At 28.3% G+C, this 19,102-nt stretch carries 16 protein-coding genes; all 16 read right to left on the reverse strand.

Going from position 1 to position 19,102, the window contains the following annotated elements; genetic code table 11:
• Positions 1-168: 168 nt before the first annotated feature.
• Entirely contained in the window at positions 169-1,119 is a 951-nt protein-coding gene (gene whiA, locus ACQRD5_RS13925; protein WP_291630231.1) for a DNA-binding protein WhiA, read from the reverse strand.
• Positions 1,120-1,210: 91 nt separating this feature from the next.
• Positions 1,211-2,458 (reverse strand): sensor histidine kinase, encoded by a 1,248-nt coding sequence (locus ACQRD5_RS13930; protein ID WP_291630233.1) that lies wholly within the window; start codon positions 2,456-2,458, stop codon positions 1,211-1,213.
• 151 nt (positions 2,459-2,609) lie between these two features.
• A complete protein-coding gene (locus ACQRD5_RS13935; protein ID WP_291630235.1) occupies positions 2,610-3,965 on the reverse strand; it encodes a gluconeogenesis factor YvcK family protein in 1,356 nt (451 codons plus the stop codon).
• Positions 3,962-4,846: an RNase adapter RapZ gene (gene rapZ, locus ACQRD5_RS13940; RefSeq protein ID WP_291630237.1), complete on the reverse strand. Its 885-nt coding sequence runs from the start codon at positions 4,844-4,846 to the stop codon at positions 3,962-3,964. The genes ACQRD5_RS13935 and rapZ overlap by 4 nt, the downstream gene beginning before the upstream one ends.
• A 169-nt stretch (positions 4,847-5,015) precedes the next feature.
• The gene (hisC, locus tag ACQRD5_RS13945; protein ID WP_291630239.1) at positions 5,016-6,119 is read right to left on the reverse strand and encodes a histidinol-phosphate transaminase; all 1,104 of its coding nucleotides are present in this window, start codon (positions 6,117-6,119) and stop codon (positions 5,016-5,018) included.
• Positions 6,120-6,337: 218 nt separating this feature from the next.
• On the reverse strand, positions 6,338-7,129 hold the full coding sequence (locus ACQRD5_RS13950; protein WP_291630241.1) for a TIGR00266 family protein: 792 nt from the start codon (positions 7,127-7,129) through the stop codon (positions 6,338-6,340).
• Between the two features lie 25 nt (positions 7,130-7,154).
• A complete protein-coding gene (locus ACQRD5_RS13955; RefSeq protein WP_291630243.1) occupies positions 7,155-7,637 on the reverse strand; it encodes an LURP-one-related/scramblase family protein in 483 nt (160 codons plus the stop codon).
• Between the two features lie 152 nt (positions 7,638-7,789).
• On the reverse strand, positions 7,790-8,710 hold the full coding sequence (murB, locus tag ACQRD5_RS13960) for a UDP-N-acetylmuramate dehydrogenase (protein WP_291630245.1): 921 nt from the start codon (positions 8,708-8,710) through the stop codon (positions 7,790-7,792).
• A 176-nt stretch (positions 8,711-8,886) separates the two neighbouring features.
• The gene (gene uvrC, locus ACQRD5_RS13965) at positions 8,887-10,758 is read right to left on the reverse strand and encodes an excinuclease ABC subunit UvrC (protein WP_291630247.1); all 1,872 of its coding nucleotides are present in this window, start codon (positions 10,756-10,758) and stop codon (positions 8,887-8,889) included.
• 231 nt (positions 10,759-10,989) lie between these two features.
• On the reverse strand, positions 10,990-11,538 hold the full coding sequence (locus ACQRD5_RS13970) for a dTDP-4-dehydrorhamnose 3,5-epimerase family protein (protein WP_291630249.1): 549 nt from the start codon (positions 11,536-11,538) through the stop codon (positions 10,990-10,992).
• Positions 11,539-11,726: 188 nt separating this feature from the next.
• On the reverse strand, positions 11,727-13,193 hold the full coding sequence (locus ACQRD5_RS13975) for a peptidoglycan D,D-transpeptidase FtsI family protein (RefSeq protein WP_291630251.1): 1,467 nt from the start codon (positions 13,191-13,193) through the stop codon (positions 11,727-11,729).
• Positions 13,194-13,406: 213 nt separating this feature from the next.
• A complete protein-coding gene (locus ACQRD5_RS13980; protein ID WP_291630253.1) occupies positions 13,407-14,642 on the reverse strand; it encodes an FtsW/RodA/SpoVE family cell cycle protein in 1,236 nt (411 codons plus the stop codon).
• Between the two features lie 10 nt (positions 14,643-14,652).
• On the reverse strand, positions 14,653-15,105 hold the full coding sequence (locus ACQRD5_RS13985) for an FHA domain-containing protein (RefSeq protein ID WP_291630254.1): 453 nt from the start codon (positions 15,103-15,105) through the stop codon (positions 14,653-14,655).
• A 76-nt stretch (positions 15,106-15,181) separates the two neighbouring features.
• Entirely contained in the window at positions 15,182-18,007 is a 2,826-nt protein-coding gene (gene uvrA, locus ACQRD5_RS13990; RefSeq protein ID WP_291630256.1) for an excinuclease ABC subunit UvrA, read from the reverse strand.
• A 248-nt stretch (positions 18,008-18,255) separates the two neighbouring features.
• On the reverse strand, positions 18,256-18,531 hold the full coding sequence (locus ACQRD5_RS13995) for a hypothetical protein (protein ID WP_291630258.1): 276 nt from the start codon (positions 18,529-18,531) through the stop codon (positions 18,256-18,258).
• Between the two features lie 364 nt (positions 18,532-18,895).
• Positions 18,896-19,102: hypothetical protein (locus ACQRD5_RS14000; protein WP_427746969.1), on the reverse strand; the 207-nt coding region annotated here is incomplete at its 5' end.

Consider the following 19,102-nt stretch of genomic DNA (forward strand, 5'->3'; position numbering starts at 1 on the left):
AAAGAATCTGAACCAGTCAGCTTCTAATGAATAATGAAAAATGAATAATTAAGGAAGTAATTTGTTCCAAATTACTAAAAAGAATCTAATAAAAAAACTCCTAATGGAGTTTTCCCATCAATTCTTCATTTTACATTCTTCATTTTACATTCTTCATTTTACATTCTTTTAATACGTTCCTGATCTTATTTCTTCTGCTATTTTTTCTATTTTTCTTAATCTATGATTTATTCCAGACTTTCCAACTGGTGGTTCTAACATTTCTCCAAGTTCCTTAAGTGATTCATCTGGATAGCTTAGTCTAAGCTCTGCTACTTCTCTTAAGTTCTTTGGTAATCTTTGTAGTCCTATTTCTTTCTGTATAAGCTTAATGCTTTCAACTTGTCTAACAGCTGCATTAACTGTCTTACTTAAATTTGCAGTTTCACAATTAACAAGCCTATTAACATTATTCCTCATTTCCTTCATTATTCTTATATTTTCTAATTCCAATAATGAGGTATGTGCTCCTATAATTCCCAATAGGTTTGAAATTTGTTCTCCTTCTTTTAAGTATATTATAAAGCTATTTTTCCTTTGTATAACTTTGGAATTTAATCCAAAAGTATTAATTAATGCACTTAAATCTCTTGCATATTCTTCGCTATGAGTTACAAATTCCAAGTGATAGGTTTTCTCTGGATTACTTATACTTCCTCCACCAATAAAAGCTCCTCTTACATAAGCTCTTTTTAATTCATCGCAATTAACCATACTTTTATCTATTCTATAATTTAAAGTTAATACACCTTCTATTTCTGTAAGTATTCCTGTATCTCTTAAAAGATCTCTAACTCCCATATCTTCTTCTATTAGAACCATATATATATTATTTTTCTTTAAAGAGTTACTCTTCTTAACCATTAATTTTGAATGTATATTAAAATGCTCTTTTAGCAAACTAAATATATGCCTTGCAGATGCAGGATTTTCAGTAGTAATTCTAAATGACAAGCCCAATCCACTAAAGGATATTGTTCCACTTACCTTCATTATTGCTGAAATTTCAGCTAAAGCCTCTTCTTTAGTTAACTCTGAATATCTGCATATTTCTCCTTTTACTTTTGATGAAAATGACATATTGCCTATTTCTCCTTATTTACTATTCTTATCAAGTTATTATAACATAAATAACAATAAAAATTTAGATGTAAATTATAGCTTAAATAAGTTAGACATATATTTCTATCACTAAATAGTCTTCTACCATTCTAGCATATATTGCTCCTTTATGCTTTTTCACTATTTTCTTAACATTATATAATCCATATCCTCTTCCATTACCTTTACTTGAAAAACCCTTTTTAAAAAATTCTTCAATTTCATTAGGATTTATATTTAATCCTGTAATATTATTCTTAACCTCTATCTTATATCTTTCAAATTTTCTTATATCTACCTTTATATCTTTATTAATAGTATTCTTACTTGCTTCAATAGCATTATTTAGTAAATTACTAAGTATAATAGTTATTTCAGTATCATCTAGAAGTGAATCTTCTAAATTAGTTTTTATTTCATAACTTATACTAATTCCTAATTGATCACATTCTACTAATTTACTATATAAAACAGATTTTATTATTGTGCTTTCAACATCTAAAACCTTGCTTAAAATATTAGTATTTTGTATATTTCCAATGTATTTTTCTGCTCTTTCTTTTAATTCTGGAATGCTATTAGATACCTGAATCATAGAAAACAACATACCTATGTGATTCTTATATTCATGTTCATTCGCCTTTATATTTTGAATTATTTCATCTAATAAAGGATTATAAGCATTTTTTACTTCCATATTCTTATTTCTTATTATTTTTTTATGCATATTTTTATAAAAACTTATGTTAAATAAGATATTTACAAATATAAGTCCGATAATTTCAATCACAACCATATTAGATATTATCTCGCTATGATAAATTAATCTTAATATCATGAAAAATGTAAATATATTTAAAATTACATTTGACATTAAAAGATTATCATCTATATAAGATTCAAGATCAATATCCTTTAACTTCTTAAAATGTTTCATTAATATTATTATTAAAAATGTTATTATTGCATATATAAGTAAATGTATGTATAGATACTCTTTAGTTTTTCCTGTTATAAAAAATATTATGGCTATTATAGTGCTTTGTATTATAAAAGTTAATATTATACTTATTAAAATTTCCATTAAGACTAAGTTAATATTCTTTTTATCAATATAAGCTATGGCTATAATTTCAGGTATTAATAAAAGTAAATAAAGTAATATTTCATCTTCTGTATTATAACTAACAAAAACTATACTACATACTAAAACTATCAAACTATAACCTAATAACTTGTCCATCTTTCCTTTATTAAACAAGCTATTATATAATAGCAATGATACCATCATTTCTATAAATGCTGCCAATAGATTCATATGAAATTCCCTTTCTCCTTAAATTGTTTATTTTATTTGAACTATATTCATATTCTAACAAATAATTTGTTTTTTTTCCATATTTCTATAAATTATGTCATTTTTCTAAAAAAAAAGACTAAAAAGAATCATTCTTTTTAGTCCATAAATATTAATTATTATCTTGATTAGCCCTATTTTCTCTTTCCCTTTGCTTTATCTTTTGAGAAACATACATATATTCTATTATTCTCTTTCTATCATATAATAGCTTCTTTTCCATTATTGTATCTACAAGAACTTCTGCAAGATATTCTGAGTCATGTTTAACATAACCTTTTTCAATCTTTGCTAAAGAAGCCTCTATAACCTCTACTCCTAGCCTCTTAATTTCCTTATTATCTAACTCAACTAGTTGAGAATTGTCCTTTAAATATCGCTCTTTTATATGAGCTGGAATATCCCCTCTATTGGCTATTACATAATCAACAATTCCTCTTCCACCATATTTTTTTAAAACTTTTATATGGTCAGAAGCTTTAAACCCATGAGTTTCACCGGGTTGAGTCATTATATTTGAAATATATATCTTAATAGCATCGCTTTTTCTAATGCTATCAGCAATATATTTAACAAGTAAATTTGGAATAATACTTGTGTAAAGACTTCCTGGGCCTAGAACTATAGCATCAGCCTCTTCTATAGCTCTAATAGCATCTTGAAGAGGTTTAGCATCTCTAGGTTCTATCATCAATTTTTTAATTCTAGAATTTTGCTTAATTGCTTCTTCTGGAATCTGAGACTCTCCTTCTATTACATTTCCATTTTCTAATTCTGCTACTAATTTCATATCTTCTAATGTTACAGGCAAAACCTTTCCTGTAACTGCAAGAACTGAACTCATTTTTTGAACTGCATCTTCAAAATTTTCACTTACTCCATCCATAGCAGCCAAAAATAAATTACCAAAGCTTTGATTTTTCAGTCTTCCATCTGTAAATCTATATTGAAGAAGTTCCTCCATTAAAGGTTCTGTATCTGCTAATGCTAGTATACAGTTTCTTATATCACCTGGAGGCAACATTCCCAAATCTTCTCTTAAAGCTCCTGATCCACCACCATCATCTGCAACAGTAACTATAGCAGTAATATTTGATGTATAGTATTTTAAGCCTCTAAGCATTGTAGATAATCCTGTTCCCCCACCAACTACTACAATTTTAGGCCCTTTTACTAATAATCTTTTTTCATATATTAAGTTTTCCATTTTCCTACTATCTATGGATAGGTGAATGTACCCTTTGTTAGTTAAAGCAATTATTGATTTCATACTTTCAACTACAGAAATATATATTACTAAAACTCCTGTTATATTTAGAAATATATAAAATATTTTGTAGTAAATATCATAAACTCTCCTTATAGCCAACTCTGTAAAGCCAAAAGCAATTAATAAAATTCCAAAAATTCCAAAGAATAGCCATCTTTTAACTTTAACTCCAGGCTTTAGCCATTCTTTTATACTCATAGTTTCTTTGCTCCTTGGTGTACGTCCTCTTTAATATCTCTATGTTCTATAGAAATATTGTAATCCTTGCTTAATAATTTTTCATACAACTCATTTGCAATGGCAACAGACCTATGTCTTCCTCCTGTGCATCCTATTGATATAATAAGCTGCCTTTTTCCTTCCTTCTTATAATTAGGTATTAAAAATTCTAATAAGTCATCAACTCTTTTAATAAAGCCTTTTGTTTCCTCTTGTTCTAAAACATACTTCCTAACTGGCTCTTCGTTACCTGAATATGGCTTAAGCTCTGCTATATAAAATGGATTTGGTATAAATCTTACATCAAAAACCAAATCTGAATCTACTGGTATTCCATATTTGAATCCAAAACTTAGTATAGTCACAGAAAGTTGCTTTTGAGGTTGTTCTACATCTCCATAATTCTTTGTCATTTCTTCTCTTAAATCTTTAATAGCATATTTAGATGTATCAATTATTATATCCGCTCTATCCTTAACTTCTCTTAATCTATTTCTTTCTTCATTAATCCCTGTTATTATTCTGCTTCCTGGAGCCAATGGATGACTTCTTCTAGTTTCTTTAAATCTCTTAACTAAAATTTCATCAGAGGCATCTAAAAATAATATTTCATATTTGAAATCCTGATTTTTCAAATAATTTAAGCTTTCAAATAAATCATCAAAGAATATTCCACCTCTAATGTCTATAACTAAAGCTACCTTGCTTATTTTCCCTTGGCTTTGAACACATGCTTCTGCAAATTTAGGTATTAGCTTTGGTGGAAGGTTATCTACACAAAAGTATCCCATATCTTCAAGGCTTCTTGTTGCTTCTGTCTTACCTGCTCCTGATAATCCTGTAACTATTATAAATCTCATTATGCTACCTCCCTTTGATTATATTTCTTAACAACATTATATCATATTAGTTCTATTAATATAATAATTACACATTAAATACAATATTACTTATATAATATATACTACATATAATAACTTTTTTTATATTGTAAAAAAGGAGAAAAGCTTATACTTATCTCCTTATTCCTTACTTATTATCTCGTTTTTCTATTGAAACTTTTAATAGTTTACAAAATTCTAAATTTTGTTCCTTTGTTCCTAAGCTTACTCTTATCCATCCTGGCATATCTAATAAGTATCCTGGCCTTATTATATATCCATGCCTTAATAAAAATTCATGTATTGGCTTATCATCTCCATTAACATTAACCATTATAAAATTGGCTTCTGATTTTATATATTTAAGTCCCATTTTTTCAAACTCTGAAGATAATAATTCTCTTTGCTCCTTATTAAAGCTCTTAACTTTATTTATAAATTCATCATCTTCTATTGCAACAACAGCTGCTTTTTGAGCAAATAAATTTACATCAAAAGAATTTATAACTCTATTCATATAATCCACTATTTCTTCATTAGCTATTCCATATCCAAATCTTAAAGCTGCTAGCCCATAAGCCTTGGATAAAGTTTTTAAAATTATCATATTTGGATATGATTTTATAAGTTCTAGTGAGTTTGGATATTCTTCTGAAGTAACATATTCAGCATAAGCTTCATCCATAACTATTATTACATCTTTAGGAATTCTATTTAATACAGCATTTAACTCTGCCTTTGTAAATATTCCACCTGTAGGATTATTAGGATTGCAAAACCAAATTATTTTAGTTTTTTCAGTTATAGCTTCTACCATAGCCTCTAAATCCAATCCATTATTTTTTAGAGGAATCTTTATAGCTTTAGCTCCCATTAGTTTTGTATTGCTTTCATATCTTGGGAAAGTTATTTCAGCCATTATACTTTCATCTTCTTTATCTAAAAAGACTTCACAAATTACATTTATTAGAGAATCTGATCCTGCCCCACAGAATATCATATCCCTATCTATATTTAACTTTTTACTTAAAGCTTCTTTAAAATCAAAAGAAGATGCATCTGGATACATATTCATCTCATTAACTAAATTACCCACAGCTTCCTTAACTTTTTCTGAAGTTCCTAATGGATTCTCATTAGAAGCAAGTTTAACAACTTTATCTATACCATACTCCCTTTTAACTTCATCTATTGGCTTTCCTGCTACATACTTTTCTAAGCTTTTTACTTCTTCTCTCACTTTACATTCCATATTACATCGAACTATTGCATAAATATTAAATGAATAATTTTCATGTAATTAAATATGAATTCCTAAAAATATATTTAATTAGAAACTCTGCAAGAACTTCTACCTTAATTCTACATTCTTTATTATTCATTTTCATTTATCTTTAGCTCTTCCCCCTTATTAATTAATTATTTATTGCTTAAATTAATTATATATAAGTTTAAAAGAAGTTTCTACTATTACTTTTCAAAGATATTTCCAATGCTTCCAAGGATACTTCCTTCATCAACGGATTTACCCATATTTTGTGGCGCTGATGAATATACTCTTGAAGCAAGCTTACTAAATGGTAAACTTTGAATCCATACTTCTCCTGGTCCTGTTAAAGTGGCAAAGAATAATCCCTCTCCTCCAAATACAGCATTTTTAATTCCACCCACAAATTCAATATCATAATGAACATTTTGTGTCATTGCAACTAAACACCCTGTATCTATTTTTATAGTTTCTCCAGGATTTAAACTCTTTTTTACTATAGTTCCTCCAGCATGTATAAATGCTAATCCATCCCCTTCTAGTTTTTGTAGTATAAAACCTTCACCCCCAAAAAAACCTGTTCCAAGCTTCTTTGTAAATTCTATTCCTATACTTATTCCCTTTGCACAACATAAGAAAGAATCCTTTTGACATATAAGTTTTCCTCTATAATTTCTTAAATCCATAGCTAATATTTTTCCTGGATATGGAGATGCAAAAGCTACCTTTTGCTTAAGCATACCTGTATTGGTAAATGAAGTCATAAAAAGACTTTCACCAGTTATAACTCTTTTGGCTGCACTTCCTAGCATCCCAAAGAAGCCTCCTCCTTTAGATCTTTCACTACCATCCCCAAATATGGCATCCATAGTTATATTATTATCCATCATCATCATTGCTCCTGCTTCTGCCACTACAGTTTCTCTTGGGTCTAGTTCAATTTCTACATATTGCATTTCATTACCATAAATTTCATAGTCAATTTCGTGAACCATTATTATATTCCTCCTAAAATAGTAATTAATTATTATTGTGGAATTTAACCATATCAATCATGATTAATAATCCAACAAAAAATACAGTATAATTTTCATCTATAACTTCCAGAAAATATCTATCCCTACCAAAAGAAAACTCCTTACTTATTGTCCCTAAAGTAATTCCATCTTTTTTAATTTCATAATTTCTTCCTAATATACTAGAACTACTCATATTCATAATGCCAACAGAACCAGTTATATTGTATTCAGGTACCATAAGTTCTTTCTTTATAGTTGCTATTTCTCGCATATCTTGATCATAAGCTATATACTTATGACTTCCAATCCTAACTTGTTGTCTCATATATAATACCTTTCTATTATTAGAGTCATAAATACTGATATTTTTTCCTATATCAAATTTATCTGCCTCTGATATAAAGATATTATTTCCCTGCTCATCATATACATCAAATTTAGCTCCTAGTGCAAATAATCTCTCTTTAATGTAAAACTTTCTCATAAACCTCTCCTTTTATAGTTTTATTTAACATTAAATAAAGTATATTATACCATTTTATATTTGTCAATTATTTACTCATTATTTTTTTTATATATTTCTAAAAAATAAAAAGGAAACTTAATTTAAATTAAATTTCCTTTTTAGTATGATTTTCATTTTTCATCTTCGCCTATAATTCTAACCTCTGGATGTAAATCAACACCAAATTGTTGCTTTACCTCATATTGTATATGGGCTATTAAATCTAATATATCCTTTGCAGTAGCATTATTCTTATTTATTACAAAACCTGAGTGTTTTTCTGATACTGCTGCTCCACCTATGCTGTAACCTTTTAATCCTGCATCTTGAATAAGTTTTCCAGCATAGTAACCTGTTGGCCTTTTAAAAGTACTTCCCGCTGAAGGGTATTCAAGTGGTTGTTTAGACTCTCTTTTACATGTAAGGTCTTCAACTATCTCTTTTATCTTTCCTACTTCTCCATAGGTTAATTTAAATTTCGCTGATAAAACTATATAATTTTTTTTCATTATTATTGAAGATCTATAACCTAGTTCTAATTCTTCTCTTGATAAAATTTTAATTTCTCCATCATTATCAATAACTTCTGCACTTTCAATAACATGTGAAACTTCTCCATCATAAGCACCTGCATTCATAAATACAGCACCACCTACAGTTCCTGGTATACCACAAGCAAATTCAAATCCTGTTAAAGAATTTTTAATAGCTTCACTAGAAACATCTTTAAGCATAGCTCCACATTCTGCTTCTATAGTTTCATTAAATACTCTAATATTTTTAACTTTATTTAATTTTATAACTACACCCTTTATTCCACCGTCTTTTACTAATAAATTTGATCCATTCCCAACTATAAAATAAGGTATGTTATTTTCTTTACATATTTTTATACTTTTTATAACTTGTTCTTTATTTTCAGGAATTAAAAGGATGTCTGCTGGTCCACCAACTCTAAAATGAACATAATTCTTCATTTCAGCATCAAGTATAACATCTTCTCTTTTATAAAACCTTTTAAATAATCCCTCAAATATTTTATATTGATTCATACCTAACTCCTTACAAATAATCTACTAATTATCTAGATATAGTTTAAGTAACACTTAAATCTTTATATTTCTTTATACTCGTACTTTATGCCTTAAAATAGTATAAATTAAAAATTATCAATAAACAACCCATTACAAGTATATTTATATATATTAATGCATTTGTAACTATTTTGTTACTTTTTACTCTGTGTATTAAAATAATCAATTATACTATTTGCAGCTTTTTTATCTATACTTTCAGTCTCTAACAATTCATCATATGTAGCTTTTCTTATATTTTCTACACTTCCAAACTTCATTAATAAATTTCGTCTTCTTTTTTCTCCAACATTAGGTATATCTTCTAATATTGAATGTAAAGTTCTTTTATCTCTAAGAGTCCTATGATAAGTAATGGCAAATCTATGAACCTCATCCTGTATCCTTCTAATCATCTGCATTAAGTTAGAATTTCTATTAATTATAAGTTCTTCATTATTATATATAATTCCTCTTGTTTGATGCTTATCATCTTTAACTAACCCACAAACAGGAATGCTTATATTAAGCTTATCTAAAACCTCAAGAGCTACATTTACCTGCCCCTTACCTCCATCCATCATTATTAAATCAGGGAAGCTAGAAAACTTTCCATTAGAAAAATTAAGTTGTCTCTCTTGTATCTTTTGTATTTCTTCAAGTCCATGAATAAATCTTCTTTCTAATATTTCTCTCATGCTATCATAATCATTAGCACCTTTAACTGACTTTATCTTAAATCTTCTATAGTCGCTATTTTTTGCTCTTCCTTCTTCAAATACCACCATTGTTCCAACAGAATCTACACCTTGAATATTTGAAATATCATAAGATTCAATTCTAAAAGGTGCCTCTTCTAAATCCAATAAATCTCTTAATTCATCAAGAGTAATCCTATTAAGTTCTTTTTCTTTAAAGAACTTATCTTTAAATTGCTCTAGTGTAATTTTAGCATTATTTTTCACCATTTCTAGCATATCTTTCTTTTGACCCTTTTGTGGTACTTTAACCCATGCTTTAGCTCCCCTTTTAATAGTAAGAAAATCTTCAATAAGCTCGCAGTCTTCTATCTCTGGCAAATATATAGTTTTAGGAATCTTTGCAGTACCTCCATAAAATGAAGTAATAAAATCTTCTAAAACTTCACTTACTTTATCATCAGCTGTATTTTTAAATATAAAGTGTTCACGACCAATTATTTTACCATCCCTTGAGAAGAACACTTGGATACAACTATCAATTTCATCTTGATATATATTAATGAAGTCTTCATCGCCTTCCATAGTCTTAAATATTTTTTGCTTCTCTACTATTGAATCTATAGCTAGAATCTTATCTCTAAATTTTGCTGCTTCTTCAAACTCTAAATTCTTAGATGCTTCTTCCATTTTATGCTTTAATGAATTAACAATAGTTTTATCTCTACCATTAAGTATATCCATAATATCATTAATCATTTCAGCATATTCTTCTTTTTTTAAATATCCAGCACAAGGTGCTACACATTTTTTAATATGATAATTTAAACAAGGTCTAACCTTATCACCATTTTCCTTAATTAATAATTTACAAGTTCTTATAGGGAAAATCTTATTAATTAAATTTATAGTTTCATAGACTGCAGTAGCATTAGTATAAGGTCCAAAATACTTTGCTCCATCCTTTGCATACTTCCTAGTTACAAAGACCCTTGGGAAGTCATCATTTATAGTAATCTTTATAAATGGATAAAATTTATCATCCTTCAAAGCTATATTATATCTTGGACTATACTTCTTAATTAAATTGCATTCTAATATTAATGCTTCCATCTCTGAATCTGTAACTATATACTCAAACTCTGAAATATTTTTAACCATTACTTTAACTTTTTCAGAATGGTTTTTAGAATTCTGAAAATAGCTTCTTACTCTATTCTTGAGTATCTTGGCTTTTCCTACATATATAATTTCACCAAGAGAATTTTTCATTATATAAACACCTGGTTTTTCCGGTAGATTTTTTAAATGATATTCAAAGTCAAACATTTATTATTCTCCTTAACTTCCACTATGTAATATAAATTTTATCACTAGTAAAAATATTTGCAATTAGCAATAGAAAAAAGAATATAAATATTATTGATTATCTTAGATTTCCTCCAAGTTATCTTCTTATACTATTCATATCCTTCTAAAATTAATGTAATATCTTCTTATTAAAATATCAAAAGTTAATAAACTTCTTAATCTTTATCATTTTTATACTTAAAAATATTTTTAAAATGGTGAGTTAAATTCCTCAAATTTTGGCCAATTACTATCTTCAGTTTCTACTTCAATATTATTATAATTAAAATCCCAAGGAATATCTAAAGAACTCCAGTGTATTCCTCCTCGCTGATCTTTAACAAAAGGTTTTGTAACCTTATAGTAAACTAAAGCATGCTTATTTCCCTTAATATAATATCCATGTGCACATCCTGAAGGAATATATATTAAATTTTTATTATCTTCATTTAAATCTATTAATGTATACTTACCAAAGGTCTTAGAATCCTTTCTTAAGTCTACCACCACATCTTGAATTTCCCCTATTATACAAGTAATTAGTTTATCATGCTCTTCAGGAGGTAGTTGAAAATGAATTCCCCTTACTACTCCTGGCTTTGCAATAGCATAATATTCTTCCTTAAACTCTGTACTTAATCCATATATATTAAATTGAGTATCATTAAAAACCTTAATTAAATCACAAGTACTTTCCATAAGTACAGTTGGAGTTATTAAGTAGCATCCTTCTACCTCTAATTTTTTCACCCTAAACATAATTAATCTCCTTTTATCCTAAAAGTTATAAAAATAGTTATATTTTAATATATGAATTAATATTTAAAGAGTGAATAATGAAAAAAGGAATGAGATAAATATTGTATTCCTTGCCACCTCACATTTGCTCCAAGCCAAACTCATACAATATTTATCTCATTCTACACTTGTTATTTTTTTTAAGTTTATTACTTTTCTAATACAGCAGCTCTTACAACTTTTGATGCGATATTTGCAGCTGAGCCAGCGCCATTTTCACCTTCTTCTACTATTACTGCTACTGCAATTTGTGGATCATTTATTGGTGCAACAGAAATAAACCAACCATGGGGTATTCCTTCTGAACCATCTTCCTTCATATAATCTGCTGTACCAGTTTTACCTCCAGCATTAGTTCCTTCAAAAGATGGCCATCTATAAATATTATTTGAAACTAAATATCCCATATATTCTTTTATAGTATTAGCAACATCTGCTGATATTACATTTTCCCTTAATGCTTTATTAGGTATTTCTTTCACAGTATTTCCATCTTTATCAACAACCTTGTTTACTAATTTAGGTTGCATTAAAACACCATCATTAGCAACTGTTGAAGCAACTATTGCCATTTGTATAGGAGTTGATAATACACTTCCTTGGCCTATTCCACTTTGAGCTATATTTCCCATTTCTTCTTCTTTTAAAGTAGGAAAATTACTTTGAGGTATAGATAATCCAACTCCATTTATTCTTGAATTAAATCCAAATCTTTCTGCTACTTCCTTAAGCTTAGCATTTCCCATATCCATAGCTAATGTTCCAAACACAAAATTACTTGAAACCCTGTATGCCATTTGTAAACTTAAATCTCCGTGTACTTGATTCATATAATTGCTTAATGATGTTCCATCTGGAAATACTATCTTCCCAGTGTCATGGAAGGTTTCATTGACTATATCGGGGTTATTTTCCAAAGCAGCTGCTAAAGTTACTGTCTTAAATACAGATCCTGGTGGGTACTTACCATCTATAGCTCTATTTAATAACTTACTTTCTTTATCTACTCCTGAATTGGCTTCTTCTATCACCTGCTCTAAATTATTAGGATCATATGTTGGCTTAGACACCATTGCAAGTATTTCCCCTGTTTTAGGGTTAATCGCTACAACTGCTCCTTTTAGATTTCCCATAGCATCATAGGCAGCCTTTTGTATATTATAATCTAACGTTGTTACTACTCCATTACCAATTTTCTCTTCATCTCTATTTTCAAAAGCACTTTTTAAATCAAAATTATTAATAAAGCTTCTTATTCCATTAGAAAACCCATTATATCTGGATAATTCACTGTCAAATTCATCTTCTAATCCTGTTATCCCAAACCTTTCATCTATGTATCCTAATGCGTGAACATATAAATCTCCATTAATATACTCTCTACTTTGATTAAACTTATCTATTCTTATACTATTAGTTAAAGGATTTCCGTCTCTATCATAAATTGTTCCTCTTAAAACTTCATTCCTCTTTGCCCAAAGTCTTTTATTCCCTGAATCACTTGCTATATCAGGACCTTTGAAAACTTGGAAATAGGCTATATATGATATCAAGGCTATAAAACAAAAAAGAAATATAACCATAATATTTCTTACACTTTTTGATAATTGGTTCATAAAATCCTCCTTGCACATAAAAGCTTAATAAAATTTAATATAAAATTAGAGGCTATTATCACAGCTTCTTTATATTATACACTAAAATTATTGCCTATACCTTAAATCTTCTAATATTTTATTTCATCTTTTCTACTAAAGTCCTAAAATTAAACTTCATATTCTAAAGTGCTGTGTCACAATTTAAAATGGAGCTATTGCCACAGCTCCATTCTAATATTCTTCTGAAATTTTTTGTAAAATACCTAAAGCAAAAAACATTGTTAACATTGAACTTCCACCATAGCTTATAAGAGGTAAAGTTATACCTGTTAATGGTATTACTGTGAAGATTCCACCTACAATAACTAAAGTTTGACATGCTATCATAGTACTAAAACCTACGGCAGCTAAAAGACTAAATCTGTCTTTAGTTAAAAAAGCTATTCTTATACCTCTATAAAATAATAAGAAGTATAATATCATTAATCCAACTGCAAATATTATCCCAAATTCTTCACAAATAACAGCAAATATAAAATCACTTTCACTTGCAAATATTAAATCTGGATAACCATTTCCAAGTCCTACTCCAAATAATCCTCCTGATGCTATAGCATATAGTCCTTGCACTATTTGATATCCTTCTGCTGTTGCATACTTCCAAGGATCTAACCAAATCTTAACTCTTCTTTGAACATGGCCAAAAACGCCATATGCTCCTAATGCTCCAAAGGCAGAAAGTCCTAAACATGTAAAAACATATTTTTTCTTTGAAGTTGCTATGTATAGCATAGTTACAGATATTCCAAAGAAAATTAAAGTTGAACCAAGATCTGTTTGAAGCACCATACAAGCTAATGAGAACATTACTACTAATGCTGGTTCAATTAATTGTTTAAAATCTTCTTTAAGTGAATTTTTTGCCTCATACTTCATAAGAGAAGAAGATAAGTATAAAACTAAAGCTATTTTACCAAACTCAGATGGTTGAAAGCTTATTGGCCCTATATAAACCCAGTTCATAGCTCCATATGTTTCTGTTTTAAATATTAATCCATATATTAATGCCATAGGCATAAATATCAGAGTAACAATCATATATATCTTTTTATACTTAGCAAAACTTTTTAAATCTGGTAAAGCTATTACTATAGTCATATATCCAATTATCCCAAATATAGTCCATACTAATTGTTTAAATGCAAAGCTAGAATCTATCCTATAAAGTACTGCAATTCCAACAACAGCTAATATACTTGAGAAGATAAGCATAAACTTATCTCCATCTGGATAATATTTTCTTAAAATAAAGTGTGATAATCCTATAATAAAACATAATACAATTCCTATAATTAATGCTTTACTATCAAATGGTTTTTGTAATAAAGCTAGATTTGTAAATAGAAGTAAGCATAATAAATATATTAATTTAAGAACTCTTTTTTCTAACTTTAATGCCTGACTCATATTTTCACCTCTAATTTTTCTCTGCTCTTATAACCTTAAAGGTGGCACTACCAATCCTAATTTTATCATTAGCTCTTAACTTAGCATATTTATCAACCTTTTCGTCATTAATAAATACTCCATTAGTACTATTTAAGTCCTCTATTAAAATCTCATTATTTTTTACAACTATTTTAGCATGATTACCAGATACATATTGATCTGTTAATTTTATTGTATTACCATCTTTTCTTCCTATTGTTATTAGTCCATTTAATAATAAAATTGATCCTTCTTCTAAGTTTGAGTTTTCTCCTACACTTAGTACTTCTATTCCATAATTCTTTGCAGCAGAAGATTTTCTCCTTCTTCCACTACCCTTTACGTCCTTGTACATTATTTTCAGTGCATAATAAATAATAAAATAAAGTACTATTATAAAAGCTACACCAAAAACAATAGTCATTAGCTTTGAAAAACCCATAGTTTCACCTCAAAATTAGTATTATATTACCATTATATATTAAATCTTATATATAAAAATAACAAGTATTCTTTAATTATCTTAACATCTTTTTAAGATATTTGCCTGTATAGGATTCTTCAACCTTTATTATATTTTCAGGTGTTCCAGTTGCAACTATTGTTCCTCCCTTGTCTCCACCTTCTGGTCCTAAGTCAATAATATAATCAGAGCACTTTATCATATCTAAATTATGCTCTATAACTACTACTGTATTCCCTGCCTCTACTAGTCTTTGAAGTATTTCTACTAACCTACTTACGTCATCTATATGAAGACCTGTAGTTGGTTCGTCTAAAATATAAAGAGTTTTTCCTGTACTTCTCTTTGAAAGTTCATATGCTAATTTTATTCTTTGAGCTTCACCACCTGATAATTGCGTAGATGGTTGACCTAATCTTATGTATCCAAGACCTACATCATATAATGTTTGTATTTTATTCTTTATTCTTGGATGGTTTTCAAAGAATCCTAAAGCCTCTTCAACTGTCATATTTAATATGTCATCTATAGATTTCCCTTTATATTTTACTTCTAAAGTTTCTCTATTATATCTCTTTCCCTTGCATACTTCACAAGGTACATATACATCAGATAAGAATTGCATTTCTATCTTAATAATACCATCACCTGTACATGCTTCGCATCTTCCACCTTTAACATTGAAGCTAAACCTTCCTGGTTTATATCCTCTCATCTTAGCTTCTGGTGTATTAGAAAATAATTCTCTTATTATATCGAATACTCCTGTATAAGTTGCTGGATTTGATCTAGGTGTTCTTCCAATTGGGCTTTGATCTATATCTATAATCTTATCAATATTTTCATATCCTAGAATTTCCTTATGAGCTCCTACTGGATTCTTGCTTCTATTTACTAATCTATTTAATCCTTTATATATTATTTCATTTACTAATGTACTTTTACCAGATCCTGAAACTCCTGTTACCATAGTTAAAGTACCTAGTGGAATTTTTACATTAACATTTTTTAAATTATTTTCCTTAGCTCCTTTAACAGTTATAAAGTTCCCATTTCCTTTTCTTCTTTCTTTAGGAAGCTCTATTTTCTTCTCTCCTAATAAGTATTGCCCTGTTATTGAGTTTTTACACTTTTTAATATCTTCCACAGTACCAGTAGCTACTATTTCTCCACCATGCTCACCAGCTCTTGGTCCTATATCTACTATGTAGTCTGCCTCCTTCATAGTATCTTCATCATGTTCAACTACTATTACAGTATTTCCAACATCCCTTAAATGCTTAAGAGTATTAATTAACCTATCATTATCTCTTTGATGAAGTCCAATACTAGGTTCATCTAATATATATAATACTCCCATAAGCGCAGAACCAATTTGAGTTGCAAGTCTTATTCTTTGAGCTTCTCCTCCTGATAAAGTACCAGAATTTCTTGATAGATTTAAATAATCTAAACCAACATCTATTAAGAAATTAAGTCTATTTTTTATTTCTCTTATTATTTGATCACTTATTATTGTGTCCTTTTCAGAGAATTCTAAAGAATTAATGTAATCTAATTCCTCTTTTATGGATAGCTTAGTAAATTCATATATATTTTTATCGCCAACTAAAACTGCCAAAGCCTCTTTTTTAAGTCTTGCTCCGTTACATTTAGGACAAGGATTATCGCTCATATATTGTTCAATATCATTCTTAATAATATCTGAGTTAGTCTCTCTATATCTTCTCTTTAAAGAATTTATTTCACCATCGTATGCATAATTATATTGAGATTTTACGCCATCTTTAGTATAAATAACCTTCATTTTCTTTCCATTGGTTCCATAAAGAATTAAATCTAATTCTTTTCTACTTAATTCCTTCACAGGTTTACTTAAATCAATATCATATTCTTCACTTAATGCTTTTAAAATAGCATAAGTCCAGGAATCTTCTTTTAATCTACCTTCTCCCCAAGTAGCTATGGCTCCTTCTAATATACTTAATTCCTTGTTTGGTATAACTAGATTCTCATCTATTTCCATCAAAGTCCCTAGCCCATCACAGGAATCACATTTTCCAAATGGAGAGTTAAAAGAAAACAATCTAGGTGCAAGTTCATCTATACTTAATCCACACTCTGGACATGCAAACTTTTCACTAAATAATATATCTTCTCCATCTATAATATTAATTAATACTAGTCCCTCTGAAAGTTTCAATGCAGTTTCAATGGAATCTGATAATCTGCCTTCTACACCTTCCTTAATTATTATTCTGTCTACAACAGCTTCAATATTATGCTTTATATTTTTTTCTAGCTTTACTTCTTCTTCTGTAAGTTCATAAATTGAACCATCTACTCTAGCTCTAACGAATCCGCTTCTTTTTATATTATCTAAAACTTTTTCGTGAGTTCCTTTTTTACCTCTAATAACTGGAGCTAAAACTTGAATTTTAGTTCTATCCCCAAGTTCCATTATACTATCCACAATTTGATCAACAGATTGTTGCTCTATTGGAATCTTACATTTAGGACAGTATGGCTTTCCTACTCTTGCATATAATAGTCTTAAATAATCATATATTTCAGTAATTGTTCCAACAGTTGAACGTGGATTCTTACTAGTTGTCTTTTGATCTATAGATATAGCTGGTGATAGTCCTTCAATATATTCTACATCAGGCTTATCCATTTGCCCTAAAAATTGCCTTGCATAGGATGAAAGAGATTCAACATATCTTCTTTGTCCTTCAGCGTATAAAGTGTCAAATGCCAATGAAGATTTTCCTGAGCCTGATAAACCTGTAAATACTACTAACTTATCTCTAGGTATTTCTAAAGATACATTTTTTAAGTTATGTACTTTAGCACCTCTTATTATTATTTTATCCTTCATATTATGACTCTTCTCCTTATATTTACATTCATTCGAACAAGCGTTCTTTATTATATTCTAGTTTTTATTATAATCCTTGTCAATTATATATTAAAGTATTTGCAAAAAAAGAGTGTAATAAACAGACACATTTTATCACACTCATTTTTATATTAATTTATATTACTATAAACATTAAAAACTCTTTTTTAAATTTTTAAAACCCACTCTAATATATTTTCATATCCTAGACTTTGTACTTATCAATCTTATAATTTATTATTAAAGCCTTTGTTTATAGTAAAAATTTCTGCAAGCTTTCCTACTATAGGTAACTTCTGAGATACTGTAGAAAACCCTGGAGATATATTTAATAATATAAAAAATGTTATTAAAAATGCTAAAAGAACTTTACTTAAAATTTTTATATAATTATTATTTTTCTTCTTGCCTTCATTTATAGGCTTAATAGCTATAAACTCTAATTCTTCAGGTATATCAATATTCTTATAAACTAATTTCTCTTTTGCGAATATTTTCCTCATATGTCTTCCTCCTCAGTCTCTTTATTAATAAATTTAAGGCCTTATAATTTTTTTCACTTTAGATGCTCCTAAATTTAATATCTCTTATTAAATATAAGATATATTATGTAGTTTTTCCGTATTAATAATAAGATATTCCTAAAAAACATAATCCCTACCCCTTATAAAGAACATTCCTCCAATAAAACTTTTCCATAATATGAATTAAAATGTGATTTTAATGAGCGATACTTGATTTTCTTTTACTCTAAAATAAGTAGAATATAGCTAAGTTAAATTCATCTCCTCTACAAACTGGCTTATCAAAGGTACAAAAAAAGAGCTACGCACTAATTTTTAGTGCATAGCTCCAATTTATTATTTATTAATTTAAGTTATCAACTGTTCCATTTTCTAAAATATATACAGGAGTATTATCATTTAATTTATATGATATTACTAATTTCTTTTTAGAAATATCTTCTGCGGTTTTTGCAGATTTATCATAATTATTTATATAAATTGAATAATCTCCTGCTAACTCTTCAGGAACAAACTCTTTAATCTTAGCTACTATAGAGTTCTCAACTTC

Source organism: Clostridium sp. SGI.024 (assembly GCF_050315195.1).
GTDB lineage: Bacteria > Bacillota > Clostridia > Clostridiales > Clostridiaceae > Clostridium.